The sequence below is a fragment of the Mesorhizobium salmacidum (SeqCode) genome, from assembly GCF_037179605.1.
GTDB lineage: Bacteria > Pseudomonadota > Alphaproteobacteria > Rhizobiales > Rhizobiaceae > Mesorhizobium > Mesorhizobium salmacidum.
The window spans coordinates 11,886-36,789 of sequence record NZ_JAPYKS010000009.1; the positions used below are offsets into that span (position 1 = coordinate 11,886).

The 24,904-nt window shown below is 62.5% G+C and carries 25 protein-coding genes; 14 read left to right on the top strand and 11 right to left on the bottom strand.

Annotated elements, in window-relative coordinates; translation table 11 throughout:
• Positions 1-3 precede the first annotated feature (3 nt).
• Together folB and folK are read left to right on the top strand one after the other, a co-directional pair.
• Complete coding sequence (folB, locus tag O7A60_RS13710) at positions 4-363, top strand: dihydroneopterin aldolase (protein ID WP_023773903.1); 360 nt, start codon at positions 4-6, stop codon at positions 361-363.
• Positions 347-859, top strand: a complete 513-nt coding sequence (folK, locus tag O7A60_RS13715; protein ID WP_140503675.1) for a 2-amino-4-hydroxy-6-hydroxymethyldihydropteridine diphosphokinase — start codon at positions 347-349, stop codon at positions 857-859. Before folB ends, folK begins: the two co-directional genes overlap by 17 nt.
• Before the next feature lie 10 nt (positions 860-869).
• Here the strand turns inward: folK and O7A60_RS13720 are convergent, their stop codons facing one another.
• Together O7A60_RS13720 and O7A60_RS13725 are read right to left on the bottom strand one after the other, a co-directional pair.
• Positions 870-1,415, bottom strand: coding sequence for a DUF924 family protein (locus tag O7A60_RS13720; RefSeq protein ID WP_337106775.1), 546 nt, complete (start codon positions 1,413-1,415; stop codon positions 870-872).
• Between the two features lie 16 nt (positions 1,416-1,431).
• A complete protein-coding gene (locus O7A60_RS13725) occupies positions 1,432-3,267 on the bottom strand; it encodes a monovalent cation:proton antiporter-2 (CPA2) family protein (RefSeq protein ID WP_337106776.1) in 1,836 nt (611 codons plus the stop codon).
• A 161-nt stretch (positions 3,268-3,428) separates the two neighbouring features.
• On the opposite strand from O7A60_RS13725, the gene O7A60_RS13730 reads away from it, so the two are divergent.
• The 3 genes from O7A60_RS13730 to O7A60_RS13740 all read left to right on the top strand — a co-directional run bounded on the left by O7A60_RS13730 (position 3,429) and on the right by O7A60_RS13740 (position 6,132).
• On the top strand, positions 3,429-4,418 hold the full coding sequence (locus O7A60_RS13730; RefSeq protein ID WP_337106777.1) for an AraC family transcriptional regulator: 990 nt from the start codon (positions 3,429-3,431) through the stop codon (positions 4,416-4,418).
• A 59-nt stretch (positions 4,419-4,477) separates the two neighbouring features.
• Entirely contained in the window at positions 4,478-5,686 is a 1,209-nt protein-coding gene (locus tag O7A60_RS13735) for an MFS transporter (RefSeq protein ID WP_337106778.1), read from the top strand.
• A gap of 179 nt (positions 5,687-5,865) precedes the next feature.
• The gene (locus tag O7A60_RS13740; RefSeq protein ID WP_140503685.1) at positions 5,866-6,132 is read left to right on the top strand and encodes a hypothetical protein; all 267 of its coding nucleotides are present in this window, start codon (positions 5,866-5,868) and stop codon (positions 6,130-6,132) included.
• A gap of 104 nt (positions 6,133-6,236) precedes the next feature.
• On the opposite strand, the gene O7A60_RS13745 is transcribed toward O7A60_RS13740, so the two are convergent.
• From O7A60_RS13745 to O7A60_RS13760, 4 genes are all read right to left on the bottom strand, one after another.
• Positions 6,237-6,788: a hypothetical protein gene (locus tag O7A60_RS13745; RefSeq protein ID WP_027144922.1), complete on the bottom strand. Its 552-nt coding sequence runs from the start codon at positions 6,786-6,788 to the stop codon at positions 6,237-6,239.
• Positions 6,789-6,911: 123 nt separating this feature from the next.
• Positions 6,912-7,997: a YcjF family protein gene (locus O7A60_RS13750; RefSeq protein WP_337106779.1), complete on the bottom strand. Its 1,086-nt coding sequence runs from the start codon at positions 7,995-7,997 to the stop codon at positions 6,912-6,914.
• Positions 7,994-9,472, bottom strand: a complete 1,479-nt coding sequence (locus tag O7A60_RS13755) for a YcjX family GTP-binding protein (RefSeq protein ID WP_337106780.1) — start codon at positions 9,470-9,472, stop codon at positions 7,994-7,996. Before O7A60_RS13755 ends, O7A60_RS13750 begins: the two co-directional genes overlap by 4 nt.
• 76 nt (positions 9,473-9,548) lie before the next feature.
• Entirely contained in the window at positions 9,549-10,052 is a 504-nt protein-coding gene (locus O7A60_RS13760; protein ID WP_027144925.1) for a SixA phosphatase family protein, read from the bottom strand.
• Between the two features lie 276 nt (positions 10,053-10,328).
• Here O7A60_RS13760 and dksA point away from each other — a divergent pair, with 276 nt between their 5' ends.
• Positions 10,329-10,745, top strand: a complete 417-nt coding sequence (gene dksA / locus O7A60_RS13765) for an RNA polymerase-binding protein DksA (protein WP_027144926.1) — start codon at positions 10,329-10,331, stop codon at positions 10,743-10,745.
• A 135-nt stretch (positions 10,746-10,880) separates the two neighbouring features.
• Here dksA and O7A60_RS13770 read toward each other — a convergent pair whose 3' ends face one another.
• Complete coding sequence (locus O7A60_RS13770) at positions 10,881-11,618, bottom strand: hypothetical protein (RefSeq protein WP_337106781.1); 738 nt, start codon at positions 11,616-11,618, stop codon at positions 10,881-10,883.
• A gap of 329 nt (positions 11,619-11,947) precedes the next feature.
• On the opposite strand from O7A60_RS13770, the gene cckA reads away from it, so the two are divergent.
• Positions 11,948-14,524, top strand: a complete 2,577-nt coding sequence (gene cckA / locus O7A60_RS13775; RefSeq protein WP_337106782.1) for a cell cycle histidine kinase CckA — start codon at positions 11,948-11,950, stop codon at positions 14,522-14,524.
• Between the two features lie 86 nt (positions 14,525-14,610).
• On the top strand, positions 14,611-15,324 hold the full coding sequence (locus O7A60_RS13780) for a purine-nucleoside phosphorylase (RefSeq protein ID WP_337106783.1): 714 nt from the start codon (positions 14,611-14,613) through the stop codon (positions 15,322-15,324).
• A gap of 88 nt (positions 15,325-15,412) precedes the next feature.
• Here the strand turns inward: O7A60_RS13780 and O7A60_RS13785 are convergent, their stop codons facing one another.
• Positions 15,413-15,820 (bottom strand): hypothetical protein, encoded by a 408-nt coding sequence (locus O7A60_RS13785; protein WP_337106784.1) that lies wholly within the window; start codon positions 15,818-15,820, stop codon positions 15,413-15,415.
• A 345-nt stretch (positions 15,821-16,165) separates the two neighbouring features.
• Here O7A60_RS13785 and urtA point away from each other — a divergent pair, with 345 nt between their 5' ends.
• The 6 genes from urtA (at position 16,166) to O7A60_RS13815 (ending at position 22,367) form a co-directional block, all read left to right on the top strand.
• A complete protein-coding gene (gene urtA / locus O7A60_RS13790) occupies positions 16,166-17,443 on the top strand; it encodes an urea ABC transporter substrate-binding protein (RefSeq protein WP_337106948.1) in 1,278 nt (425 codons plus the stop codon).
• Between the two features lie 118 nt (positions 17,444-17,561).
• Positions 17,562-19,178 (top strand): urea ABC transporter permease subunit UrtB, encoded by a 1,617-nt coding sequence (gene urtB, locus O7A60_RS13795; RefSeq protein WP_337106785.1) that lies wholly within the window; start codon positions 17,562-17,564, stop codon positions 19,176-19,178.
• On the top strand, positions 19,175-20,410 hold the full coding sequence (gene urtC / locus O7A60_RS13800) for an urea ABC transporter permease subunit UrtC (protein ID WP_337106786.1): 1,236 nt from the start codon (positions 19,175-19,177) through the stop codon (positions 20,408-20,410). The genes urtB and urtC overlap by 4 nt, the downstream gene beginning before the upstream one ends.
• A 6-nt stretch (positions 20,411-20,416) precedes the next feature.
• Positions 20,417-21,163, top strand: a complete 747-nt coding sequence (urtD, locus tag O7A60_RS13805) for an urea ABC transporter ATP-binding protein UrtD (protein ID WP_027144934.1) — start codon at positions 20,417-20,419, stop codon at positions 21,161-21,163.
• A 69-nt stretch (positions 21,164-21,232) separates the two neighbouring features.
• On the top strand, positions 21,233-21,928 hold the full coding sequence (gene urtE / locus O7A60_RS13810) for an urea ABC transporter ATP-binding subunit UrtE (RefSeq protein ID WP_140750158.1): 696 nt from the start codon (positions 21,233-21,235) through the stop codon (positions 21,926-21,928).
• 262 nt (positions 21,929-22,190) lie between these two features.
• The gene (locus tag O7A60_RS13815) at positions 22,191-22,367 is read left to right on the top strand and encodes a hypothetical protein (protein WP_084636783.1); all 177 of its coding nucleotides are present in this window, start codon (positions 22,191-22,193) and stop codon (positions 22,365-22,367) included.
• A 49-nt stretch (positions 22,368-22,416) separates the two neighbouring features.
• On the opposite strand, the gene O7A60_RS13820 is transcribed toward O7A60_RS13815, so the two are convergent.
• The 3 genes from O7A60_RS13820 to O7A60_RS13830 all read right to left on the bottom strand — a co-directional run bounded on the left by O7A60_RS13820 (position 22,417) and on the right by O7A60_RS13830 (position 24,877).
• Positions 22,417-23,565, bottom strand: coding sequence for a GGDEF domain-containing protein (locus O7A60_RS13820; RefSeq protein ID WP_337106787.1), 1,149 nt, complete (start codon positions 23,563-23,565; stop codon positions 22,417-22,419).
• 117 nt (positions 23,566-23,682) lie between these two features.
• Complete coding sequence (locus tag O7A60_RS13825; RefSeq protein ID WP_337106788.1) at positions 23,683-23,916, bottom strand: hypothetical protein; 234 nt, start codon at positions 23,914-23,916, stop codon at positions 23,683-23,685.
• A 154-nt stretch (positions 23,917-24,070) separates the two neighbouring features.
• Entirely contained in the window at positions 24,071-24,877 is an 807-nt protein-coding gene (locus tag O7A60_RS13830; RefSeq protein ID WP_337106789.1) for a DUF72 domain-containing protein, read from the bottom strand.
• Between the last annotated feature and the right edge of the window lie 27 nt (positions 24,878-24,904).

Below are 24,904 nucleotides of genomic sequence, written 5' to 3' on the forward strand. Positions count from 1 at the left end.
GCCATGTATGTCATCCGCATGAAGAATTGCGCCTTCTTTGCCCGGCACGGCGTGCTGGATGAGGAAGAAGCGCTCGGTCAGCGCTTCTATGTCGATGCCTCGCTCACTGTCGAGCCCGGCCGCGCGCTCGTCGATGACGCCATCGGGGAAACCGTCAATTACGGCGTCGCCTTCACCGTCATTGAGGAAATCATCACTGGACACAGGCGTTTCCTGATCGAGGCCTTGGCCCTGGAAGTCGCAAAGGCTCTCACCGGGCGCTTTCCCCAGATCCGCAAAGCCGAGGTTACCGTTCGCAAGCCGAATGCCCCAGTGCCTGGCGTGCTCGATTACGTCGAGGTGACCGTTGTCTGGCCCGAGTAACACCGTCTATCTGAGCCTCGGCGGCAATCTCGGTGATCCGGCCAAGTCGATGGGGGCCGCGTTGCGCCTGCTCGATGCCGATACCGATACTGACGTGGCCGCCGTTTCTTCGCTCTACCGGACGCCGCCCTGGGGCAAGCTCGACCAGCCGGACTTCCTCAACGCGGCCGCCGAATTGTCGACACGGCTGTCGCCGCGGACATTGCTCGACCTCTGCCTCGATGCCGAGCGAAAGCTCAAACGTGTGCGCGAGGAGAGGTGGGGGCCGCGCCTCATCGACATCGACATCCTGGTGTTCGGCGACCGCATCATCCATGAAACGGGCCTCGAAGTGCCGCATCCGCGCATGCTGGAGCGCGCCTTCGTGCTGGCGCCGCTGGCCGAGATCGCGCCGGACCTTACCGTAGACGGCAAACGCGTTGTCGATCGCCTGGGCGCGGTCGACGCGGCCGGCATCGAGCGGCTGCCGTCCGGCCGCGACTGGTGGCTGCGCTAGACCGGCGGTATCAGCCGGAGAAACCGCCGTCATCCAGGAACGCTTTTTCCTCAGCCGTGGTCTCGCGGCCGAGCATTCTGTTGCGGTGCGGGAAACGGCCGAAGCGCTGGATGATGTCACGATGTTCCAGCGCGTATTTCAGATTGAACTCGGCCCTGGCGGTGTGAAGTTCGACGGACAGATCCTGGTCGGCAAGGTTTTCCGAATGTTCGAACGGCAAATAAAGGAACACGCGGACTTCCGGTTCCAGCACGATATCATGGCCGCCAGCGACCGCCTTTTGCGCAAAATGCTTCGCCAACGGGTCGGTGGCAAACATATGGCCGGTGCCGCGAAAGCAATTGCGCGGAAACTGATCAAGCAGGATCATCAGCGCCAGCGAGCCTTCGGCATATCCTGACCAGTCGTCGTATTCACGGCGCGCGGCGGCGTAATGGAGGTCGAGGAAGCCGTCGCGGAAATCGGCATCGAAAGCGTTGTTCTTCTCGAACCACGCATCCTCGCCGGCGTCGCGCCAGAATTTGGTGACCGACAGGGCTCTGCTGTCCAGTTCCATTGCCTGATTCCCCAATTCAATTCGCCGGTTCGGATTTATGCAGGACGCCGGCCGTTTCCTCGTTGAGCGCCTGACCGGGACGGCGGGGCGTGGAAAGCGGGGCCGGGATCGGCGTGCCGATATTGCCTTTCAGGAAACGCTGTCCCGAGCGGATGCCTTCGGCGAGCTGGGTCTCGAACCGGGCCGTGTCGCGGCGCCTGACGTCCTCGATCGTTTCGGCGACGTCTTCGGGATCGACGCCCAGCGCCTCGAGGGTCGAGCCACCAAAGACGAGCGCCGATTCGAAGGTTTCGCGCAGCTGATAGTCGACGCCGGCGCGGATGAGCTGCAGTGCCGTGCCGCGGTCGAACGCACGTGCCAGCACCGTAAGCAAAGGGAACTCCGCCTTGACGAGTTCGGCGATCCGGATGGCGGCGTCGGGCTTGTCGACACAGATGAGCACGGCTCGCGCGCGGCCGGCCCCGGCCGCGTGCAGGATGTCCAGCCGCGTGCCGTCGCCATAATAGACCTTGAAGCCGAAATCGGCGGCCGCCTGGATCATCTCGACATCGTTGTCGATGATCGAGACGTCGATGCCGCGCAAGAGCAGGGGTTGGCTCGCGATCTGGCCGAAGCGGCCGAAGCCGATGACCAGCACGCTGCCGGTCAGGCCATCGGCGACTTCGACGCCGTCCAGCGACTGCTCGTCGCGCGGCGTGAAATAGCGCAAGGCAATGATCGCCAGCGGCGTCAGCACCATGGAGATGATGACGATCGCCGTCAGCGTCGCGTTTGCCTGGCCATCGATGATGCCGACGGCGGCGGCCGCGGAATAGAGCACGAAAGCGAACTCACCGCCTTGCGCCATGAAAACCGCGCGTTCCAGTGCCTCGCGGTGGCCTGATTTCAGGATGCGGGCGACGATGTAGATGCCGAAAGCCTTCATCACCATGTAGGCGACGACATAGATGGCGATCAGCTTCCAGTTCGCGGCCACTACATGAAGATCGAGCGACATGCCGACCGCAAGGAAGAACAGGCCGAGCAGGATGCCGCGGAACGGCTCGATGTCGGCTTCGAGTTGATGGCGGAAGGTCGATTCCGAGAGCAGCACGCCGGCCAGGAACGCGCCCATCGCCATCGACAGGCCGCTGAGCTGCATGGCGAGCGCCGACCCGAGTACGACCAGAAGAGCCGCGGCCGTCATCACTTCGCGCGCACGGGCATCCGCCAGGATGCGGAAGAAGGGGTTGAGCAGGTAGCGTCCCGCCACCACCAGTCCCACGATCGCGGCGAGGCCGATGCCGACCTCGGTCAGCCGCTCCGACAGGCTGGTATCGGCGCCGCCGGGCGCCAGGAAAGCGATCAGGGCGAGCAGAGGCACGATCGCCAGATCCTCCAGCAGCAGGATGGAAACGATGCGTTGGCCCTTGGGCGAGGCGATTTCGCCGCGTTCCTCAAGAAGCTGCATGACGATGGCCGTCGAGGTCAGCACGAAACCGGCGCCGGCGACGAAGGATTGCGCGATCGGAAACCCTCCGGCCATGCCGACACCGGTCAGCAGCACGGCGCATACCCCGACTTGAAGCGCGCCAAGCCCAAAGATCTCGCGGCGCAGGCCCCAGAGCCGCGACGGCTGCATTTCCAGGCCGATGATGAACAGGAACATGACGACGCCGAGTTCGGCGACATGGAGGATGGCTCCCGATTCAGAAAAGACACCGATGCCGAATGGGCCGATCACCACGCCGGCGGCCAGGTAACCGAGAATCGAACCGAGACCCATGCGCTTGAAGATCGGGACGGCCACCACACCCGCCGCCAGCAGTGCCACCACCTGAATGAGATCGCTGCCTGATGCTTCCGCTGCCATGCCTCTTGTCCCTGTGTCCGACATCACTCCTTGCATGCAGTTGGAGCGGGAGGCAAGGGCGGGGAGCCTGCCAGGACGGGTAGGGTGCCGTTGAAGCGATTCCCCTGGTGGAACAACGGTCTCCGCTTGCCTGTCGGACGATTGGTGTCAATATGGGCCCGATGCTTGACTATTCGTCCCGGCCGGGTCCCCCGCCTCACATCCCGATGGATGCGCTCAGCGAAGTTCTACAGGACTTTCGCTTGAGTGGAGTCAATTATGGCCGCTGCGAGCTCCGACATCCTTGGAGCATAGAATTTCCGCAACAATCGCTGCTTCGTTTTCACTTTGTTGGTCAGGGTCCATGCTGGATTCATACCGAAGCGCAAGGCTGGCAGGAGTTGCGCGATGGCGATCTGGTGCTGCTGCCGCAAGGTATCGCCCATCGGCTGGCGAGTGCGCCGGACGTCGTGGGCGACTCGCTCGAGGATTGCCAGGTGACCAAGTTGGGGGGCAACGTCTGCGAAGTGGTGCGGGAAGGCACGGGCGCGGCAAGCACCCTTTTCTGCGGCTCCATGGCCTTGGGTGCCTGTGCGCTGAACCCACTGATTACATTGATGCCGCCTATCATCAAGGGTTGCGACGTGGCCGGCAATGACCCGATCGTTGGTCCTTTGCTGGCGGCTATGACCGCGGAAGCCGCGCAACCGCAGACGGGCAGCGCCACCATCTTGTCTCGTATGGCGGACTTGCTGACAGCCCGGCTCATTCGCTGCTGGGTCAATTGCACGGGGGCTTCGACCACCGGATGGCTCGCGGCCATCCGCGATCCCCATATTGGCCGCGCTCTGGCAGCCATGCACAGGGACCCCGGTCACAACTGGACGCTCGAAAGCCTCGCCGGCCTGGCAGGCCAATCGCGCTCGATTTTCGCTGAGCGCTTCAGTGCCGTATTGGGAGAAGGCGCGGCACGCTATCTCGCCCGTCTGCGCATGCAGCTTGCCCGCGAGTTGTTGGGGCAAAACGGCTTGTCGGTGGCCGAGGTTGCTACCCGCTTGGGCTATGATTCCGAGGCATCCTTCGCTCGCGCCTTCAAGCGCATCACCAATGTCTCGCCGGGCGTTGTGCGCCGCACAATTCCCGGACGAATAGACGTGAATTTCGGATTTTAAGATACATATCATCCGAAAAGACTTGTTTATGAAGATCTCCAAACTTTGGAGATCCTTCCGTGACTGACACAACATTACAGCTTGAAGACGCGGCGATTGACCTTGATGCCGTCGCGCCGACCACGTGGAGCGCAACCACATGGTTCGCGGTCCTTTCCTTGGCGGCCACCAGCTTTGCGCTGGTATCCGCCGAATTCCTCCCGGCAGGTCTGCTGACGCCGATGGCGCGCGATCTCGGCATCAGCGAGGGGACGGCCGGGCAGGTGGTCACCGCCACCGCTTCCGTCGGCGCCGTGACGGCCATGTTGAGCAATGTCCTCATCGGCCGATTGAACCGCAAGACGGTGCTTGTCGGCCTCATGGCCTTGGCGGTCGGTTCCAACATTCTTGCGGCGCTGGCGCCCAATTTCTGGCTGTTATTGTTGGGCCGGGCCGGGCTGGGGATCGCTCTCAGCGCTTTCTGGGCCCTTTCGGTAGCCGTCGTGGCGAGGCTGGTGGGTGCCAATGCGACGGGGCGGGGCATGGCTATCGTCACCCTCGGCGTCTCGCTCGCAACAATTGCCGCACCGTCGATGGGCGCGTTGATCAGCGACTGGCTGGGTTGGCGCAGCGCCATGGCCATGACGGCGGGGTTGGCCTTGATCGCCATGCTGCTGCAGTTACTCAGCCTGCCGACCTTGCCTGCAACGGCAAGCAATAGTCTTGCAGACGTCCTTCGGCTGACACGGCGGCGTGGCATTCAACTCGGTATGCTTGCTATCCTTTTGCTGATGACGGGGCATTTTGCCGGCTCGGTCTATGTACGTCCGTTTCTCGAACACGTGACGCTCCTTGCGACCGGGCCTATTGCCCTGGCGTTGCTCGGATTTGGCATCGCGGCTGTGATCGGCAATATTGCCGGTGGCCGCATGGCCGACGCCAATATCCACGTGGCTCTCGTGGTTACGGCCGCATTGATGGCGTTCGCGGCGCTGGCATTGGTGCTTTGGGGCGTGCACATCGGCGTTGCCTTTGGCTTCGCCACGCTATGGGGCTTCGCCTTCGGCATGGCGCCGGTGGTGCTGCCGACAAATCTGTCTCGCGCGGCGCCGGACGCGCTGGAAGCAGCGGGCAGCCTGATGGTCGCGTCCTTTCAAGTCGCCATCACCATCGGCGCGGTTGTCGGCGGTTATGTTGTGGACACTTATGGCCCGACAGCGCCTTTGACTGCGACTGCCATCCTTGCCGCATCGACGGCCGTCTTGGCGCTGCTACAACCGCGCAGCTGAACTTTGCCGCCACCGACACAGCAGCCTGAATCCGGCCGTTGGCAATGTTGCAGGCGCGTTACACAAGTTGACGTCGGTAACGCGTTGCTTGTTGCCGCAATCGAAGGCTAAGCACGCTCGGCTTCGGCCATTGGGGGTGCGCGGCGATCATGTCCCACCCTTTTGAGGAGATGACTGACATGAAGAAGTTTTTGCTCGTTGCCGTCGGGCTGGCGGTGCTTGCCGGTTCCGCCTGTTCGAAGGCGCCGGAATGCACGACCGAGATGGCGACCAAGAAGGCGCAGGACATGGCCGCCGCGCTGCAGGAGGCGATCACCAAGGACCCCTCCAAGGCGGCTGACCTGACCGCCAAGGTCCAGGCGGTGACGACCAAATATCAGGGCTCCACGACCCTGGCCGACGCCTGCAAGGCGTATGACGAGGTGACCGCCGCGATCAAGGGCTGACGCCCGACTGTTTCAAAGGAGGCGGTGGCGATGGGCTGCCGCCTCTTTGGTTTTTTGGGGTGTATTCGAGCAATTCCAGGAAAGTGTGAAGCGATTTTCGTCGCTCAGTTCGGCGCGATGGAGCCGACTTCGACGGCATCGACCCGCTTAAGACTCATGCCGATGACCGGCACCAGCTGGTCCTGAACGCGCACGGCGATCGTCACCGTCATCGAATTGTCGTCGGGAATGCGTGCCTGCATGACGCCGCGCAGTTGGTTGCGGTTGATGGTGAAGACGACCTTGCGGGCGTCGACGACATTGCCGCCGATGATATCGAGGCCGGCACCGGCCGCGCCACCCATGAAGGAACCCTTGTAGTCGCGGCCCTTGCGCTCGATCTTGGCCGACATCGGCTGGGTGAACATGCCGACCCGGCAACCGCCGTCAAGCGTCATGCCCATCTTGCCGTCGGGGGTGGCGCCGGTGAAGCTGCAGTTGAATTTCGTGCCCTTGTACTTGCCGGCGACGATTTCGCCGGGGCCGATCCATTTGCCTTCGGCCGACTGGAAAAACTGCTTGTCCGGCTCTCCGGCGCAGGCCCCGGAGGCAATACCGGCGACCGCTGTGATCGCCGCCGCCAGGGGCAGGATGCTGGACAGAATTACGCTTTTCATCGACGACACCCGGCAACAACGAGACTGTTTGAAACCGGTTTGACCATGAAGAAGATTGGTTAATGCTTCGTCACCGGGAGCCTTCGAAACCGCAATCCGAGCACTGTCCCAAAGAGCTGGACGCTATTTGGCGGAGCCGGCTGTTTCGGCGTCTTTCTTGGTCGCGAACGATGTCAAGGCGGCGAGAAAATCGCCCAGTCCCGGACGCTTGGCGGCGCTGAAGGGCAGGGGGCGCACCGTCTCCATCGCCGCGATGCCGATGCGCGCCGTCATCATGCCGTTGACGACGCCCTCGCCGAGCTTTGCCGAGAGGCGCGCCGCCAGGCCGTGGCCGACGATCTGCTGGACAAAGCTGTCGCCGATGGCAATCGAGCCGGTGACCGCCAGATGCGCCAGCACGCTGCGCGCCAGGTGGAAGAAACCCAGCGTTCCGGGCCGTCCGCCATAGAGTTCCGACAGCCGGCGGATGAGGCGCCCGGCCTCGAAGACGACATAGGCGACGTCGACGAGCGCGCGCGGGCTCACCGCCGTCACCAATGAGACCCGCTTGGCGGCCTCGAGAATCATCACCTTTGCCCTGACATCGAGGGGACCGAGGATTTCCGCTTCCGCCAGGCGCACCAGATTGGCGCCGTCGATGATCTCGCCGCGTAATTCGGCCAGCGCGCGCCGGCCGGCCGCGGTCTCGGGTTTGGCCGCGACAAAGGCCGACAGTTCATCGACCACCGCGCGTGCCGTCTTCGGATCGTCGCGCGCGATGGCATCGAGCGCGCGCTTCTGCAGCTTTTCGACCTCGGCGAGGCGGGCGATCGCCAGGAATTCGCGAATCAGAATCATAAGAAGCGCCAGCAGCGCAATCGCCGCCATGCCGGCGGCCAGCCAGCCCAGCCATTCGGCGCGGGCAAAGAGATCGTGTATCAACTGGTCGGTCCACAGGCCGACAGCCAGCGAAACCAGCACGCCGAAGGCGCCGAAAAAGATGCTGCCGAGAACCGAGCGCTTTCTGGGGGCGACCGCCGGCGGTGGCTCGGCGGCAATAATGTCCGGTTCGTCGAAAACGTCGACCTCCGCCGGGATGACCAGCGCCACATCGGCCTTCATCGGGCGCGGTTTGCGCGGCGGTTCGGCCTGGCGCGCTTGCGGCGCGTCTTGTTTCGGCGCTGCTTCCGGCTCGATGCGGAATGCCGCCGGTTTGCGGGGCGCGGTCATGCCAGATGGTCTCCGATCAGGAACTGCAAGGCGCGGTCGAGCCTGATATGCGGCAGCGACAGCGTGACACCTTCGGCCGTGCGTTCGAGTTTCGGCGGACGGAACCGGACGAAGCGGATTGCCGGGTCCGAGGAGTCCTGCCTGTGGTCCGACCCCGAAAGGTCGAAAACAGCATCAATGTTTTCCGGTAAATCACCAGGAAATATAGCTGTTTCCGTCTTTCCATCGAATGTTTCGCCATTGATCTTCTCGCCGGCGATCGGCGTGCCGATAATAACAGGCAATGTCTCGCGGCCTTGTTTTACGGTGCCCTCGCGGGTTGCGCGCACCGCCGCCATGGCGACCACGTCGACATCGGCGCCGGTGAAATTCGCCCGCGCCACGGCGCGGTCAGCCAGGCGCCGCACGATGGCCTGCAGCCGCTCATGACTTTCGTGGTGCAGATGATCGGCCTTGGTCGCTGCGACCAGGATGCGGTCGATACGCCGGGAGAAAAGGTCGGTGAGGAAGCTGCCCCGGCCAGGACGGAAACAGCTCAGGATCTCGGTGACGGCGCGCTCCAGGTCGGCCATGGCACCAGGCCCGGCGTTCAGCGCCTGCATGGCGTCGATGAGCACGATCTGGCGGTCCAGACGCGTGATATGCTCGCGGAAGAACGGTTTGACGACATGCGTCTTGTAGGCCTCGTAGCGGCGTTCCATCATGGCGTGCAGCGAGCCGTTGCGCGCGCGCCTGTCGCCGAGGCCTGCCTGCGGCGCGAAGGTCAGCGCGGGTGAGCCTTCGAGGTCGCCGGGCATCAGGAAACGACCGGGCGGCAGGGTGGAAAGCGCCCGCTCGTCGAGCTTGCATGCCTTGAGATAGGCGGCGAAGCTTTCAGCCAGCCGGCGTGCCGTCATTTCGTCGGCGTCGGCATTCGGGTCGATTTCCGCCGAGATCGCTCGCCAGGCCCGCGAAAGGTCCTCGCGCACCGGCAGCGTGGCCATTTCGAGGGCTTCGCGCGAAAAATCGGCGAAGGATTTGCCGAGCAGCGGCAGGTCGAGCAGCCATTCGCCGGGGTAATCGACAATGTCGACCGACAGTTTGCCTGACGAAAACATGCGGTTCCAGCCGGAGGCCGATTCATATTCGATCGTCAGCCGCAGTTCCGAAATGGCGCGGGTCGAGTCCGGCCAGACGCGATCGTTGACCAGAGCGGCGATGTGGTCCTCGTACTGAAAACGCGGCACGGCATCGTCGGGCTGCTGTTCGAGGAAGGCGCGCGCAATCCGCCCCGATTTTTGCGCCTCGAAGAGCGGCAGGCGTCCGCCGTGGATCAGATTGTGCACGAAGGCCGAGATGAAGACGGTCTTGCCCGCGCGGGAGAGACCCGTGACACCCAGACGCAGCGATGGAGAAAAAAGTCCGGTGGCACGTCCCGACAAAGTGTCGAGGGCAATTCTTGCCTCGTCGGTGAAGGTGGTCAGCGATGATCCCAAAATGTGCTCTCTTGGACTTGCGTCCGTCCGATATAGGCGCTGGAACCAGGCTTTGAAATGGTGCTGGAAATCGGCATCAGAGATCGGCAGGTGTCAGGAACGCTTCGAGATAACCCGCTCCCTGGGCCGCTTTCGCCAGATTGCCGGGGAAACGGACGACGGCGAGACCCGAGGTCGGAAAGCCATGATTGAGCATTGCCCGCTCCGTCTCGCCTCCATCGCCCGAGACCGCCATGGCGAGATCCTCAGTCATCGGGTTGTGGCCTATGACCAGCAATGAACCGGGTCCGCCATGATCCCGTACGAGCCGGAGATAGCCGGCCGCGTCTTCGCTGTAGAGCGTGTCGAAAAACAGCACCTTGCCTGTGTCTGTCTGGCCAGCCAGTCCCTCGAGCGTTTCCCTGGCGCGTTTGGCGTTGGAGCACAGCGTCAGGTCCGGAACATAGGAGCGGGATCGCATCGCGGTCCCCATCTTTTCGGCATCGGCGCGGCCGGATGCGTCAAGTGGGCGATCGAAATCACGCATGCCTGGCAAGGCCCAGCCGGCCTTGGCGTGTCGCAACAGATAAAGCCTGCTCACACAACCTCCAATGACGCCCGAAAAGCCGAAGTCCTGCCGCGATTAGCCACGAGAAAAGCTTCGCGCACAATGGTGCGCGTTCTTCGGCACGGCGAATCACTTGCAGGGCGATCGGCGAGGACCGTCGTACTTTCGCCATCAAAACAGATTTATCCCGCTCCGGCGAAGGCCGGAGACACACTTTAACAATTGCGTGAGTCGGCGGTTGATTGCGCTTGTGCAGGCGTCTGGCGGCGAATATATAAGCGCCAAATTTGGGGCTGTTGGGTGAGTCGAATGAACGACATCGTTACCGCCGATTACGTACCCTCCGAAGACGAGCCGTTCATGAACGAACGGCAGAAATCCTACTTCCGCTCGAAGCTCGTCACTTGGAAAAATGACATCTTGCGCGAAGCGCGCGAAACCCTCGAAATCCTGCAGCAGGAAAACGCCAACCATCCCGACCTCGCCGACCGCGCCTCTTCGGAAACTGATCGCGCCATCGAGCTCAGGGCCCGCGACCGTCAGCGGAAGCTCATCTCAAAGATCGATTCGGCGCTGCAGCGCATCGACGAAGGCACTTATGGCTATTGCGAGGAGACCGGTGAGCCGATCGCGTTGAAGCGGCTCGACGCGCGCCCGATCGCTACCTTGTCGATCGAAGCGCAGGAGCGGCATGAGCGCCGTGAAAAAGTCTATCGCGACGACTGATAGATCGCCTCTGCATTGATTGCCAAATGGCCGGTTCTCCGGCCATTTTTGTTCGATGTCGGCGCGCACTTCAACTGGCCAAGCGCGCTTGAACGTCGACTGGTTCAGTTCACTGGCAGGCGGCCCGGGCGCAAATCATCTCTTCTGGCTCGAGAGTTCGCCCAAAAGCCTGGTCATTTCGTCGTCGAGCGACGGCGGTGCCTTGGCTGCCGGTTTGTCGGCCGGCCCGCCGGACTGGGGCTGGTCCAGCGAAACTTCGAGTTCCTTCATCAGCGTGTCGTCGATGCTGTCCTGCCTCGGCGGGGGCGGTGGCGCCTGCCTGACGGCATTGGCGTTGGCGGAGCCATAGGCAGGCAGCGGCGTGACATTGGTCGACTGATAGGGTTGCGCCGCTGGTTTCGGTGTGGGAGCCGGGGCCGGTGGCGGCGCTGCCGGGCGCTGGCGGGCGGGTCCTGCCATCGGCTGCGGAGCGGGTGCTTGTCTGGGAGGCGCGGGAGCGGGCTGCGGCGGCCGCGGCTTCGCGGCCGCCGGGACAGGCTGCAGGCCGCCATCTCCGGTCAACGCAGGACGACGCGGCGCGGCGAGGCGGATGTCGCGTTCGACAACAACGTCGGTCGGGCCGCCGATCAGGAGCAGATGTTCGATGTCGTCGCGTCGCACCAGCACCAGTCGGCGATGGCTGTCGACGGCGGTGGCGTCCATGACAGCGAGCCGCGTCTTGCGGTTGCGGCCCCCCGCGACAAACGTGCCGAAGGTCAGGTTGCGCACGAGCCTGACGATGATGAGAACGATGACCAGCAGGATCAGCGCCGCGAAGGTCCACAGGAGTGCCGCCGCATAACCGGGACCCGCCACGCTATCCAGCCACTGCATTGGTTTCCCCTGATCGGTTTTGGAAAGTGACGCGACACTAGACCGTTGCGACTGGCCACCGCAAGTTGCCTTTCACGCATCGTGAACAGCTTGAAACACAGGGAAGGCCGGCCGACATCATTTTTATCTGACATTTGCCGCCCGGGCCTTTTCCGGACTAGGAGAATGTGATTCAACCGGCTAAAGCGCGTCGCGCTGAAGCAGATTCATGCGACGCGCTTTAGGTCCTTGTTTTTCATGCATGTCGTTTTCGCGAAACCGAAGTCACTTTTGGGCGACATGCATTAGGGGCGGGTGTCGGAAACTCGGATTTCACGAGCAGGGGGCATATGGCCAAGGAAGCGCGCGGCGATTTCTATCCGGTACCGATCGTCGACCAGAATACGCGACCGGGCGCGGTCACCCGGCTTATCATCTTCATCGTCGTTTTGACGGGAGCGGCAATCGTCTTCGGCCTTTTCCGGGAGCGCCTCGGCGATCCCTTCCTGCTCGGCATGCTCGGCGTGCTGGCGATGATCGGCGTCGGCTTCCTGTTCGCGACCGCGATCGGCTTCGTGCAGATCACACCGCGCTCGACGGGCGACGAACTGTCCAAGGCTTTCGTCGACTCGATGTCACAGGGCCTGCTGGTCACGGACACCAAGGGCCGCGTCGTCTACGCCAACCGGGCCTATGCCGATATGACCGGGGCTTCCTCGGCCGCAGACCTGAAGACGGTCGAAGGATTGCTCTCCGATATCCCCGAAGCCTCGGTGACCATCTACCGGCTGGCGTCCGGCCTGCGTGACGGGCAGCCGGGCGACGGCGAGTTCCGGCTCGCGCAATCGATCCGGCCCGGCGCTGAACCGGGCGCCCGCTGGTACCGGGCACGCGCCCGCACGTTCAGCGTTCCGGGCCAGCGGCTGCCGATGCTGGCCTGGCAGCTCGCCGATATTTCGCAGGAGCGGGCCGAGCAGGAGCGTTTCTTCCTCGATCTGCAGAAGGCCATAGATCACCTCGACCACGCACCGGCCGGTTTCTTTTCGGCCGACCAGGACGGCCGCGTCACCTACATCAACGCCACGCTCGCCGGATGGCTGGGCATCGACCTTGCCAGCTTCACGCCCGGCGCCGTCACCTTGCCAGATATCGTTGCCGGCGACGGCATGGCGCTGGTGCGCTCCGTCAAGGCGGATCCCGGCACGACGCGCAATGCGGTCATCGATCTCGACTTGACGACGATGACCGGCGAGGCGTTGCCGGTACGCTTCATGCATCGCGTTTCGGCCAGCCGGGAGGGCGTCGGCGGCCCGACACGCACCATCGTGCTCAACCGCACGCAAGGCGAGGATGCCTCGGCCGATCTGCGCGCTTCGGAAGTGCGCTTCACCCGCTTCTTCAATTCGACACCGATGGCCATCGCCGGTGTCGATGCCAGCGGGCGCATCCTGCGCACCAACGCACCTTTTCTTTCGCTGTTTTCCTCGGTCGTCGACCGCGATGCCGTGGATCGCCGCGTGCGGCTCGACACGGTGATCCATGACCGCGACCGGCCGGCCTTCGCTGCCGCGTTCGAGAAAGCCCGGCAGCGGCAGGCCGACATCGAGCCGATCGACACCGTGCTGCCCGGCAATGAAGAGCGGCACATCCGTTTCTACGTCAACGCCGTCGCCGACGGCACCGGCGGCGAAGGAGCCGAGGAATCGGCCATCGTCTACGCCGTCGAGACGACCGAGCAGAAGGCGCTCGAAGGGCAGATGGCGCAAAGCCAGAAGATGCAGGCCGTCGGCCAGCTCGCCGGTGGCATCGCACACGACTTCAACAATGTGCTGACCGCCATCATCATGGCATCGGACCTGCTGTTGACCAATCACCGGCCGTCGGATCCGTCCTTCCCGGACATCATGAACATCAAGCAGAACGCCAATCGCGCGGCCTCCCTGGTGAGACAGTTGCTGGCCTTCTCGCGCAAGCAGACGCTGCGGCCGGAAGTGCTGAACCTCACCGACGTACTCGCTGATCTCAGGATGCTGCTTGCCCGGCTGGTCGGCAACGACATCAAGCTCAAGGTCGACCACGGCCGCGACCTGTGGCCGGTCAAGGTCGATATCGGCCAGTTCGAGCAAGTAGTGGTTAACCTGGCGGTCAACGCGCGCGACGCGATGCCGGCCGGCGGCGATCTCACGGTGCGCACCCGCAACGTGACCGCCGAGGAGTGCAAGACCTTTGCCTATCGCGAACTCACCGTGGCCGACTATGTGGTGGTCGAAGTCGAGGATACCGGCAGCGGCATCGCCCCCGACGTGCTGAAGAAGATCTTCGAGCCGTTCTTCACCACCAAGGAGGTCGGCAAGGGCACGGGCCTTGGCCTGTCTATGGTCTACGGCATCATCAAGCAGACCGGCGGCTTCATTTTCTGTGATTCCGAACTCGGCAAGGGGTCGACTTTCCGCATCTTCCTGCCACGTCACATCGCTGAAGCGAAAAACGCAGCTGAACCCGGCGAAGCGCCGGCCACGGCACCGGCCAAACCGGTCGACAATGCCAAGGACCTGTCCGGGTCGGCCACGGTGCTGCTGGTCGAGGACGAGGACGCGGTGCGCATGGGCGGCATGCGGGCACTGACCTCGCGCGGCTACACCGTTCACGAGGCGTCCTCGGGCGTCGAGGCGCTGGAAGTGTTCGAAGCGCTCGGCGGCAAGGTCGACATCGTCGTTTCCGACGTGGTGATGCCGGAAATGGACGGGCCGACGCTGCTCGGTGAATTGCGCAAACGCCAGCCGGACATCAAGTTCGTCTTCGTCTCTGGCTATGCCGAGGACGCATTCGCCAGGAACCTGCCGGCGGAGGCGCATTTCGGCTTCCTGCCAAAGCCGTTCTCGCTCAAGCAACTGGCCACGATCGTGAAGGATGTGCTTGAATCCTAGGTATTCCTGATGCCGCGCCCTTGCGCAACGCCGTAACAACGCCATGATTATTGACAATATGGCAGGCGGGCTTGGGGGAGCAGCTGTTGACGCCACACATCGAGGCAGGCAAGGGCGACTACGCCGACACGGTTTTGTTGCCGGGCGACCCGCAGCGCGCGGAGTGGATGGCGCAGACTTTCCTGGACGCGCCGCGCTGCGTCAATCGTCGACGCGGCGCGCTTGGTTTTACCGGCCTGTTTCGCGGCAAGCCTGTCAGCATTCAGGCGACGGGTATTGGTGTTTCGTCGTTCCTGATCTATGCGCATGAATTGCTTGACTATTATGGTGCCCGAACACTGATCCGTACCGGTACCTGCGGTACCCTGAGCGCCGAGGCAAAGCTGCGCAGCCTTGTGATCTCGCAATCGGCACGGCCTGAAGACACCGAGAGCGGTGGGGTCTTTGGTCTTTACGAAGCTGATGTCGGCCCGGATCCAGCGCTGCTCGCTTGCGCATTGGCCAAGGCAACCGAACTCGGCATCGACCACCACGCCGGCCTGACAGCCTGCACCGACATATTCTACCATCCTGAAGCGCCCGCCCGCTATGCCGATGCAAAGGCGCTCGGAGCGCTGGCCGTAGACATGGAAACCAGCGCTCTCTATCGCATCTCGGCGCATTTCGGTGCGAGGGCATTGTCGCTGCTGACCGTCGTCGACAATCTTATCACAGGCGAACAGGCCGACTATTCCGAACGCCAGGAGCTTTTCACCGACATGAGCCGCCTGGCGCTCGAAATTGCCACGCAAGGGCGCTAGGCGGCCTCGCGCTTCAGCACCTCCGCCATGGATGACCGGTGGCCGCGAAGAGGTGCAGACCGCCGGGGCCCCCAATGGCGGCGAGGGCCTACTGGTTGCCTCCCCGGGTGCAGGTCGAGGCGGTGAAGGCGCCATCGGGCTGCTTCATGATGATGTCGAAGGAGGGCGGGCTCTGGCCGTCGAGCGTTGCCTGGGTCATCGAGAGCGCGTTGCCGCCAGTGGTGTAGCCGCCCAGCGGGCCCAGCCACGAGATCACACCGTTTGCGTCCATCTGGTAATTGTAAGCCTGTTTGGCGGTACCGAAGGTGACGGGCCCCGTGTAGACATTTCCCTTGATGGTGATGTCGCCGAGATTGAGGAACAGGCCGAGCAGGTAGACTTCGCAGTGATAGGTGCCATCGGGCATCTTGCCGTCGCTGAAGTCGGCCCGCGCCGCTCCGGTTGCCGCCGCCAGAGACAAGATGCCGATAAATATGCGTGCGATGCCTGATGTCATGATGCCGTCCGCTTGAACGACAAGCTTGTCCTATTTTTTGCGCCGCGCCGCAACATTTGTTGCCCACGACGCGTGTGCTACGGCCAAAATATAGGCATTTGGAAAAAATGGGCTAAAATTAGGCAAACGCGCTCTACACTGCGCAATTTTCCCTCAATCAATTTTTAACCGGCTCTCTTCTATTTGTTCATTCTAATATAACAACCATCTGATAATGTTGTGATATTTCCCTATTTTCGGCATACCGTCAGCGGTTGGCATGGGGGTTGCATTGCATTGTGGCGGTGCAATCAACCAGCTTGGGAGTCTTCCGTAATGAGGGGTAATTTCTCGACAATAGCAAAAATGTTCTCGGCGAGCGTGGTTGCCGCCGGTCTGATGACCGCTCCGGCCAGGGCTGCCGACGACACGATCAAGGTCGGCATTCTCCATTCGCTGTCGGGCACGATGGCGATCTCGGAAACGACGCTGAAGGACGCCATGCTGATGCTCATCGACGAGCAGAACGCCAAGGGCGGCCTGCTCGGCAAGAAGCTCGAAGCTGTCGTCGTCGATCCGGCATCCAACTGGCCCCTGTTCGCCGAAAAGGCGCGCGAGCTCATCTCGAAGGACAAGGTCGCGGCGGTGTTTGGCTGCTGGACCTCGGTGTCGCGCAAATCGGTGCTGCCAGTGTTTTCGGAACTGGACAACATCCTGTTCTATCCCGTCCAGTATGAGGGTGAGGAGAGCGAGCGCAACGTGTTCTACACGGGTGCCGCGCCGAACCAGCAGGCGATTCCAGCTGTCGACTACCTGATGAGCGAGGATGGCGGCTCGGTGAAGCGCTGGGTGCTCGAAGGAACCGACTACGTCTATCCACGCACCACCAACAAGATCCTCGAAGCCTACCTGAAGTCGAAGGGCGTCGCTGCCGAAGACATCATGGTCAACTATACGCCGTTCGGCTTCGCCGACTGGCAGACCGAGGTTTCGGCGATCAAGAAGTTCGGCTCGGCCGGCAAGAAGACGGCCGTTGTCTCGACCGTCAATGGCGACGCCAACGTGCCATTCTACAAGGAACTCGGTAACCAGGGCATCAAGGCCGAGGACATTCCGGTCATGGCCTTCTCGGTCGGCGAGGAAGAGCTGGCCGGTCTCGACACCGCACCCTTGGTCGGCCATCTCGCCGCCTGGAACTATTTCGAGAGCATCGATACGCCCGAGAACAAGAAGTTCATCGCCGACTGGCACAAGTTCATCAAGAACGACAAGCGCACCACCAACGACCCGATGGAAGCCCATTATATCGGCTTCAACATGTGGGTGAAGGCGGTCGAGAAGGCCGGCACCACCGATCCGGACAAGGTCATCGACGCCATGGTCGGCGTTTCGGTGCCCAACCTGACCGGCGGCTATGCGACGATGATGCCGAACCACCACATCACCAAGCCGGTGCTGATCGGCGAAATCCAGGCCGACGGCCAGTTCGAAACGGTTTCGCGCACACCGGGCCTGGTGATGGGCGACGAATGGTCCGACTATCTGCCGGACTCCAAGGACCTGATTTCCGATTGGCGCAAGCCTCTGTCCTGCGGCAACTTCAACGTTGCCACGGGCAAGTGCGGCGGCAAGGGGACGAACTGATCCTCCCAGGTCTGCCGGGCTGGGCCTTCAGGCCCATCCCCAGGACCGCGCGCGTCCGGGCGGTTTCCTCCACAGTCCGGACGCCTAATTCCAAGCCTCCAAGGGTCCACAAAAGCCGATGACCTTGATCCGCACGATTGGCCTGACGCTGTTGTTCCTGCTGGCGATGCTGTCGTCGTCGGGGGCAGGCGAAGCCGATCTGCGCGCCACCATCGCCAAGTTCGCTACCGCCAAGGGTTTTTCGGATATCGGAGCAGTGGTGCATGAACTAACCGCCACAGGCGATCCAACGGTCGAAAGGCCGCTCTCGGCACTCGCCGACGGCAACCTCTATATCCGCAAGGCCGATTCCCTGCTTTTCGTCGGCAAGGAAGCCGGCGAAAGCGTCCAGCTTTTCGACCCGCTCGGCAGCGAAGCATCAGGCGAGGCTGCCAAGGACGACGTCACCAAGATCAAGGTCAACAACACGCTGCGTCGCGTCATCCGCGACGCGCTGGGCACGTTGACGCTTGGCGCCAAGGATTCGGCCGCACGACTGGCTGCGGCCGACACGATGTTCAAAACACCCGATGCCTCGAACATAGAGCCACTCGACGCGGCGATCGCCAAAGAGACCGTGGCTGGCGTCAAGGCCCTGCTCGGACAGGCTCGTGCGGCCTCGGTGCTTGTTTCCGATAGGCCTGAGGCCGACAAACTCGCCGCAGTCGCCTTGATCGGTACGCGTGGTGACCGCGATGCGGTTTCGCTGCTCACCTCGATCGAAGCCAGTGCGTCGGGCGCGGTCAAGGACGCGGCGACGGCGGCGATCGCCAGCATCAATTCGACGCTGGCCTTATGGGATGCCGGCCAGAACATCTGGTACGGGATTTCGCTGGGTTCGGTCCTGCTGCTGGCGGCGATCGGGCTTGCCATCACCTTCGGTGTCATGGGTGTCATCAACATGGCGCATGGCGAGATGGTGATGCTTGGCGCCTACACGACCTTCGTCGTCCAGCAGGTGATCCGGACATCCTTTCCCGGATTGTTCGACTGGTCGCTGGTGATCGCGCTGCCGCTTGCCTTTCTGGTCGCGGCGTTCGTCGGTCTCATCATCGAGCGCGGTGTGATCCGCTTCCTCTACGGGCGGCCGCTGGAGACGCTGCTGGCGACCTGGGGCGTCTCGCTTATCCTGCAGCAGGCGGTGCGCTCGATCTTCGGGCCGACCAACCAGGAGGTCGGCAATCCGTCCTGGATGTCCGGCTCCTTCGACATCGGGCAACTGGCCATCACCTGGAACCGTCTGTGGATTCTAGTGTTCGCGCTCACGGTGTTCGGCATGTTGCTCTACGTGATGAAGCGCACGCCCTGGGGCCTGCAGATGCGCGCCGTCACCGCCAACCGGCGCATGGCCGCCTCGATGGGAATCAGGACGCCGTGGGTCGACGCTTTGACTTTCGCGCTAGGATCGGGAATTGCCGGCATTGCCGGCGTCGCGCTCAGCCAGATCGACAATGTCTCGCCCAATCTCGGCCGCGGCTACATCATCGACAGCTTCATGGTCGTCGTCTTCGGCGGTGTCGGCAATCTTTGGGGCACGCTGGTCGGCGCCTTTTCGCTCGGCATCGTCAACAAGGTTCTCGAGCCTTATGCCGGCGCCGTCCTCGGAAAGATTGTCGTGCTGGTGCTGATCATCCTGTTCATCCAGAAGCGCCCGCGCGGCCTGTTCGCGCTCAAGGGCAGGGCGGTGGAAGCATGATGTCAGGACGCTTCTTCGCCCCGGGTGCCGACCGCCGCATTGCCATCACCATTTTCGTCCTGCTGGCGGTGGCCGCCATCGTGCCGCTGCTCAATCTGGCTGTTTCGCCGACCAGCGCTTTCTACGTGCCGTCCTACATCGTGGCGCTGACCGGCAAATATCTCTGCTACGCGCTGCTAGCGCTCTCGCTCGACCTGGTCTGGGGCTATTGCGGCATCCTTTCGCTCGGCCACGGCGCCTTCTTCGCGCTCGGCGGCTATGCGATGGGGATGTATCTGATGCGTCAAATCGGCTCGCGCGGCGTCTACGGCAATCCGATCCTGCCCGATTTCATGGTGTTCCTGAACTACAAGGAGCTGCCCTGGTTCTGGACCGGCTTCGACCATTTCTGGTTCGCCGGCCTCATGGTCCTGGCAGTGCCCGGTCTGCTTGCCTTCATCTTCGGCTGGTTCGCCTTCCGAAGCCGTGTCACCGGCGTCTATCTCTCGATCATCACTCAGGCGATGACCTATGCGCTCCTGCTCGCCTTCTTCCGCAATGATATGGGTTTCGGCGGCAACAACGGCCTGACCGATTTCAAGGATATTCTCGGCTTCAACGTGCAAGCCGATGCGACCCGTTCGGCACTGTTCGCGGCCAGCGCCATCATGCTCGCACTCGCCGTCTTCATCACCTGGGCGATCGTCGGCTCCAAATATGGCAAGCTCCTGATGGCCGTGCGCGACGCTGAAAGCCGCACGCGCTTCCTCGGCTGGCGGGCGGAGAACGTAAAACTGTTTGCCTTCACCGTCTCGGCCGTCATGGCCGGCATTGCCGGCGCGCTCTATGTGCCGCAGGTAGGCATCATCAATCCCGGCGAGTTCGAGCCGTCCAATTCGATCGAGGTCGTAATCTGGGCGGCCGTCGGCGGGCGCGGCACAATTGTCGGGCCGATCATCGGCGCGCTGCTGGTCAATGCCGGGAAATCCTGGTTCACCGGCGTGCTGCCGGAATTCTGGTTGTTCGCGCTCGGCGGCCTGTTCGTCGCCGTCACCTTGCTCTTGCCCAAGGGCATCATCGGCATGTGGGACAGTTGGCGCGGCAATGCCAGGGCGTTGCGCGCGGCTTCCCTCGCTGAAGAAGCCGGCACCGAGGTTGGGATCGCGTCCGCGACGTCGAAGCCCGCTCGCTCGCCGGCGCGAAATCCGGGCGAATGGTCCTGGTCCGACCCCGAACCGCAGGCGGCGGAGTAAGCGACCATGAGCAAATCCAACACCATCCTCTATCTCGACGGCGTCTCGGTCTCCTTCGACGGCTTTCGCGCCATCAACAATCTGTCGCTGGTGCTCGACAAGGGCGAGATGCGCGCCATCATCGGCCCCAACGGCGCCGGAAAGACGACGATGATGGACATCGTCACCGGCAAGACGAGGCCGGATGAAGGCGAAGTGTTCTTCGACGGCCAGGTGGACCTCACCAGGCATGACGAAGCCGAGATCGCCATGATGGGCATCGGCCGCAAATTCCAGAAGCCGACCGTCTTCGAAAGCCACACGATCGAAGAAAACCTGATGCTGGCGCTAAAGGGGCCGCGTTCGATCTTCCCGGCGCTGTTCCACCGCCAATCGGCCGCCGAGGCGCGGCAGATCGATGACATCCTTGGCATTATTCGGTTAGGCGACAAGCGCCGCGAGCTCGCCGCCAATCTCAGCCACGGCCAGAAGCAGTGGCTCGAGATCGGCATGCTGCTGGCGCAAGACCCGAAACTGCTTCTGGTCGACGAGCCGGTCGCCGGCATGACCGATGCCGAAACCGAGGAAACCGCACGGCTGCTCAGGGATATCGCCCGCGACCACTCGGTCATTGTCGTCGAGCACGACATGCATTTCGTCCGCGAGCTCGGCGTGAAGGTCACCTGCCTGCATGAAGGCTCGGTGCTCTCGGAAGGGACGCTCGATTTCGTCTCGGCCGACGAGCGCGTCGTCGAAGTCTATCTGGGGAGATGAATATGGTCTGGCGGGTGCAATTCCATCACTTCGACATGTCGTTTCTTCGCTTCTGGAGAAGGCGCTGACATGCTCGAAGTTTCCAATGCCACGCTCCATTACGGCGCCGCCCAGGCGCTGCGCGGCGTGTCGCTGAAGGCGGGTGCGGGTAAGATCACCTGCGTGCTCGGCCGCAACGGCGTCGGCAAGACAAGTTTGATGAGATCGATCGTCGGCCATCACCGGCTGACGAGCGGAAGTGTTGCCTTCGAGGGGAAGGCGCTCGACCGGAGCGCGGCGTATGACCGCGCCCGGTCGGGCATCGCATTCGTGCCGCAGGGCAGGGAGATCTTTCCGCTGCTCAGCGTGCGGGAAAATCTCGAATCCGGTTTCGCGCCCTTGAGGCGCGCCGACCGCAACGTGCCGGCGCACGTCTTCGAACTGTTTCCGGTGCTGAAGCAGATGCTTGGCCGTCGTGGTGGCGATCTTTCCGGCGGTCAACAGCAGCAGTTGGCCATCGGCAGGGCGCTGGTAATGCGGCCGAAGCTGCTGGTGCTCGACGAGCCGACCGAAGGCATCCAGCCCTCTGTTATCAAGGATATCGGCCGCGCCATACGCTACCTGCGCGACCAGGCCGGCATCGCGGTGCTTCTGGTCGAACAGTATCTGGACTTCTGCCGAGAACTCGCCGACGAGGTCAACATCATGGACCGCGGCCAGATCGTCCACACCGGCCCAGCGGAAGATTTGGACCGGGCTGATGTTCGCAAATTCCTTACGGTCTAGAATCGGCGCTGAACTTCATTTGAAGATTTGAAGTCCTTGGCAAGTCCAATATTTCTTCCGTCCATCATCTGCGTCTCTGGCACACGCAATATCGCATGCTAGTCTTTTCTAGGCTTTGTGAGTCGGCCGCTTCCGTATCAGTCTGGTTATCGCAGATCGAGGCGCGGCGAAGGTTCTGCAAGTTCCACGCAAGCAAGACTTCCTAGCTTCCCGATCTGATTGTCGTTCAAACGCGTTTGGGCACACAGGCTAAGGGACAGCCATGGAACGTTACGTCGAGGACTACCAGAAGCGGCGGCTTACCGAACGCGTCGACATCATCGCCGCCATCAACATCTTGAGGTCACAAGGCTGCGATTACGACGATCTGATCGAGGAGATCACCAAGGTCTTCTATGTCGACCTCGATGCCTTCAATGAAATCGTCATGGCGGCCTAAGGGCAGCCTTCGCTATCCAACAATCACAGCTTCGCCATGATACGCGTGATCAGCTCACGCGTCGGAAGGGAGAGGCGGTCACGCGGTTGCGGCCTCCGCGCTTGGCATCGTAGAGCGCCTTGTCGGCGGCGTTGAGCACCTTGTCGAAGCTGAGCCCTTCCTTGCTGCCAAAGGCAAACCCGGCGCTGACCGTGCAGGTGAGCGAACCGCTTTCGGTTTCTATCAGCCGCGTCGCGAATACGGCCCTGATTCGCTCTGCCGATTGCTCGACCGTTTCCGGCAGAGTGCGTTTCAGCACCAGTGCGAATTCTTCGCCGCCCATGCGCGCGGCGACGTCGGTCCGGCGAAGATTGCCGGCGAGTTCCCTGGCGAACACCCTCAGCACCTCATCGCCTGCCGCGTGACCGAATTCGTCGTTGATGGCCTTGAAGTTGTCGAGGTCGAAGACGACCACCGCGGTAAAGGCACCGACCGGGACGTCGCCGTGCATGTCGAACAGAGCGCGCCGGTTGAGCAGGCCGGTCAAGGGATCCGTCAGGGCGTTGCGGTGGTGGTACCTCGCCAGGCGCCCCTGGTTAAGGGCAAGCGAAAGCGCGCCGATACCTGTCATGCTGGCGATAACCACGATGAGGCTCAGCTCCTCGGCCCAGTTGCTTGGTGCGTGTCCCAGAACCAGTTTGCCATCCCAGGCAAGAACCATGGCGCAGAGCGCGAAGGATGTGGCCGTGGCCGAATAGAGTGCGGTGATGCCGATCGTCAGGGCGGGTGCCTCATCGCGGCCTCGCCAATATTCGAATGCCGTGGCGAACAGCAGCAAGGCGGCGAACATGTTCTCGAACATGAAGCCGAGGCCATCATAGCCCAAAGCCATGGGAGGCAACGCAATCGCCAACGAAACGCAACCCCACAACGCCCGCGGCAACGGCGAGCCGCCGGTTCGGAACTGATAGGCAGCACCCAGCATGGCCGAAAAGCCGATCAGCAGGAACGCTGAAGTGGCGATGCCGAGCAGACGCCCGGGCATGTCGATATAGGCGTCATAGATGAAAATATCGCCGACCACGAACACCAGGCTGATCGCCCATGTCAGCAGGAATTTTTCCGAGCGGGCGGTCAGCCACATGCCGAACAATGTCAGGCTGAGGCAGGCGGCGGAGAACCCGACGGCCAGCAGAAGCGAAGTGTAGTCGAGCGACATGCCCCTCTTTCCCTGCCGGCGGCGGTTCCAGCTCTGCGGCCTGGCGTCGGCGCATTCATGCGGCAAGGAAGTGTCAATAAGGTTACGACGGGCCGAGAATGCCAGGATTTCTCCGTGTCAGAGAATTGCCACCGACAACAGCATGAGGATGCCGACCCCCATCATCAGCAAGCCCGGCCAATCTTGCGAGAGGCCTAGGAAACGAAGGCCACGCCGGGGTGGCTCAAGCGTCGGACCTGTCGAGCCCGCAGGCGCCGAGCCGCCGCTCAACTGGCCGCGCTTGATGGCTGCGCCCGCCATGTACACAAGGCCGGCTATGGTCAGCAACGCTCCGATGAGGATGATAGCCATCTCTCCTCGCTTTTGCCCAACGCCCGGGCGCCATGGAAGCAGGCTCTCGGCTAGATAGCCAAAACGGTCAAGATGCCCCGCGGGTTCCGAACACGCAGCAACACCCCACCTCGAAGCCTCGACAAAAGACATGGCCGCGATGCAAGCTTGCTATTTAGTCGGCCACACGCCTCATCAGCGCCATCGCCCCGAACGGCGCACGCACCTTGCCTTCGGTGATAAAGTAGACGAACACGTCGCGCGGCTGAACCGGGGCGTCGGTGGCGGGGTCGGCGCGCCGCAGATCGGCCGGCTGCTTGCCTTCCGCCCAAATCTTTGCCCGCGCTGCCCATTCGTCGAGGCCCTTTGGCGTGTAGCAATCGGGATTGTCGTCGCTGCCGGTCTGCAGCCGCGCATAGACGAAATCGCCGGTGATATCGGCGATGTCAGGATATTTGGCATGGTCGGCATAGACGATCGCTGCCTTGTATTTGCGCGCGAGCGCGGCGAATTCCGGCACGATGAAGCTGTCGTTGCGGACTTCGAGCGCGTGGCGCAGCGCGACGCCGTCCTGCTTTTCCGGCAGCAGCTTCAGAAATGTTTCAAAATCGTCCTGATCGAACTTCTTGGTCGGCGCGAACTGCCACAGGATCGGCCCGAGCTTGTCGCCGAGCGCGGCAACGCCGGAACCCAGGAAACGCATCATCGATTCACCGGCTTCGCCGAGCACGCGCCTGTTGGTGACGAAGCGGTTGCCTTTCAGCGAGTAGACGAAACCGTCCGGCGCCTCGTTGGCCCATTTGACGAAGGTCGGCTCCTTGAAGCTCGAATAATAGGTGCCGTTGACCTCGATGCTCGGCACCTGCCGGGTGGCATATTGCAGTTGCTTCGCCTTCGACAGTTTTTCGGGATAGAAGGACGTGTCCCAGGGCTCGAAGGTCCAGCCGCCCATGCCGGCGCGGATTGTTCCCGATGTGCTCATTGTCGTCCTCCCCGATTTCTAAAAGCG

Excerpts from the sequence above, each read along its gene's own strand:
- O7A60_RS13770 (WP_337106781.1), bottom strand. The coding sequence starts at position 11,618 with ATGCAGTGGCTGGATAGCGTGGCGGGTCCCGGTTATGCGGCGGCACTC.
- O7A60_RS13820 (WP_337106787.1), bottom strand. The coding sequence starts at position 23,565 with ATGTCGCTCGACTACACTTCGCTTCTGCTGGCCGTCGGGTTCTCCGCC.
- O7A60_RS13750 (WP_337106779.1), bottom strand. The coding sequence starts at position 7,997 with ATGACCGCGCCCCGCAAACCGGCGGCATTCCGCATCGAGCCGGAAGCA.
- folB (WP_023773903.1), top strand. The coding sequence starts at position 4 with ATGTATGTCATCCGCATGAAGAATTGCGCCTTCTTTGCCCGGCACGGC.
- O7A60_RS13740 (WP_140503685.1), top strand. The coding sequence starts at position 5,866 with ATGAAGAAGTTTTTGCTCGTTGCCGTCGGGCTGGCGGTGCTTGCCGGT.
- O7A60_RS13825 (WP_337106788.1), bottom strand. The coding sequence starts at position 23,916 with ATGGCTATCATCCTCATCGGAGCGTTGCTGACCATAGCCGGCCTTGTG.
- urtA (WP_337106948.1), top strand. The coding sequence starts at position 16,166 with ATGTTCTCGGCGAGCGTGGTTGCCGCCGGTCTGATGACCGCTCCGGCC.
- cckA (WP_337106782.1), top strand. The coding sequence starts at position 11,948 with ATGGCCAAGGAAGCGCGCGGCGATTTCTATCCGGTACCGATCGTCGAC.
- O7A60_RS13725 (WP_337106776.1), bottom strand. The coding sequence starts at position 3,267 with ATGGCAGCGGAAGCATCAGGCAGCGATCTCATTCAGGTGGTGGCACTG.
- dksA (WP_027144926.1), top strand. The coding sequence starts at position 10,329 with ATGAACGACATCGTTACCGCCGATTACGTACCCTCCGAAGACGAGCCG.
- O7A60_RS13730 (WP_337106777.1), top strand. The coding sequence starts at position 3,429 with ATGCTTGACTATTCGTCCCGGCCGGGTCCCCCGCCTCACATCCCGATG.
- urtE (WP_140750158.1), top strand. The coding sequence starts at position 21,233 with ATGCTCGAAGTTTCCAATGCCACGCTCCATTACGGCGCCGCCCAGGCG.
- urtD (WP_027144934.1), top strand. The coding sequence starts at position 20,417 with ATGAGCAAATCCAACACCATCCTCTATCTCGACGGCGTCTCGGTCTCC.
- urtC (WP_337106786.1), top strand. The coding sequence starts at position 19,175 with ATGATGTCAGGACGCTTCTTCGCCCCGGGTGCCGACCGCCGCATTGCC.
- O7A60_RS13815 (WP_084636783.1), top strand. The coding sequence starts at position 22,191 with ATGGAACGTTACGTCGAGGACTACCAGAAGCGGCGGCTTACCGAACGC.
- O7A60_RS13720 (WP_337106775.1), bottom strand. The coding sequence starts at position 1,415 with ATGGAACTGGACAGCAGAGCCCTGTCGGTCACCAAATTCTGGCGCGAC.
- O7A60_RS13745 (WP_027144922.1), bottom strand. The coding sequence starts at position 6,788 with ATGAAAAGCGTAATTCTGTCCAGCATCCTGCCCCTGGCGGCGGCGATC.
- O7A60_RS13785 (WP_337106784.1), bottom strand. The coding sequence starts at position 15,820 with ATGACATCAGGCATCGCACGCATATTTATCGGCATCTTGTCTCTGGCG.
- O7A60_RS13830 (WP_337106789.1), bottom strand. The coding sequence starts at position 24,877 with ATGAGCACATCGGGAACAATCCGCGCCGGCATGGGCGGCTGGACCTTC.
- urtB (WP_337106785.1), top strand. The coding sequence starts at position 17,562 with ATGACCTTGATCCGCACGATTGGCCTGACGCTGTTGTTCCTGCTGGCG.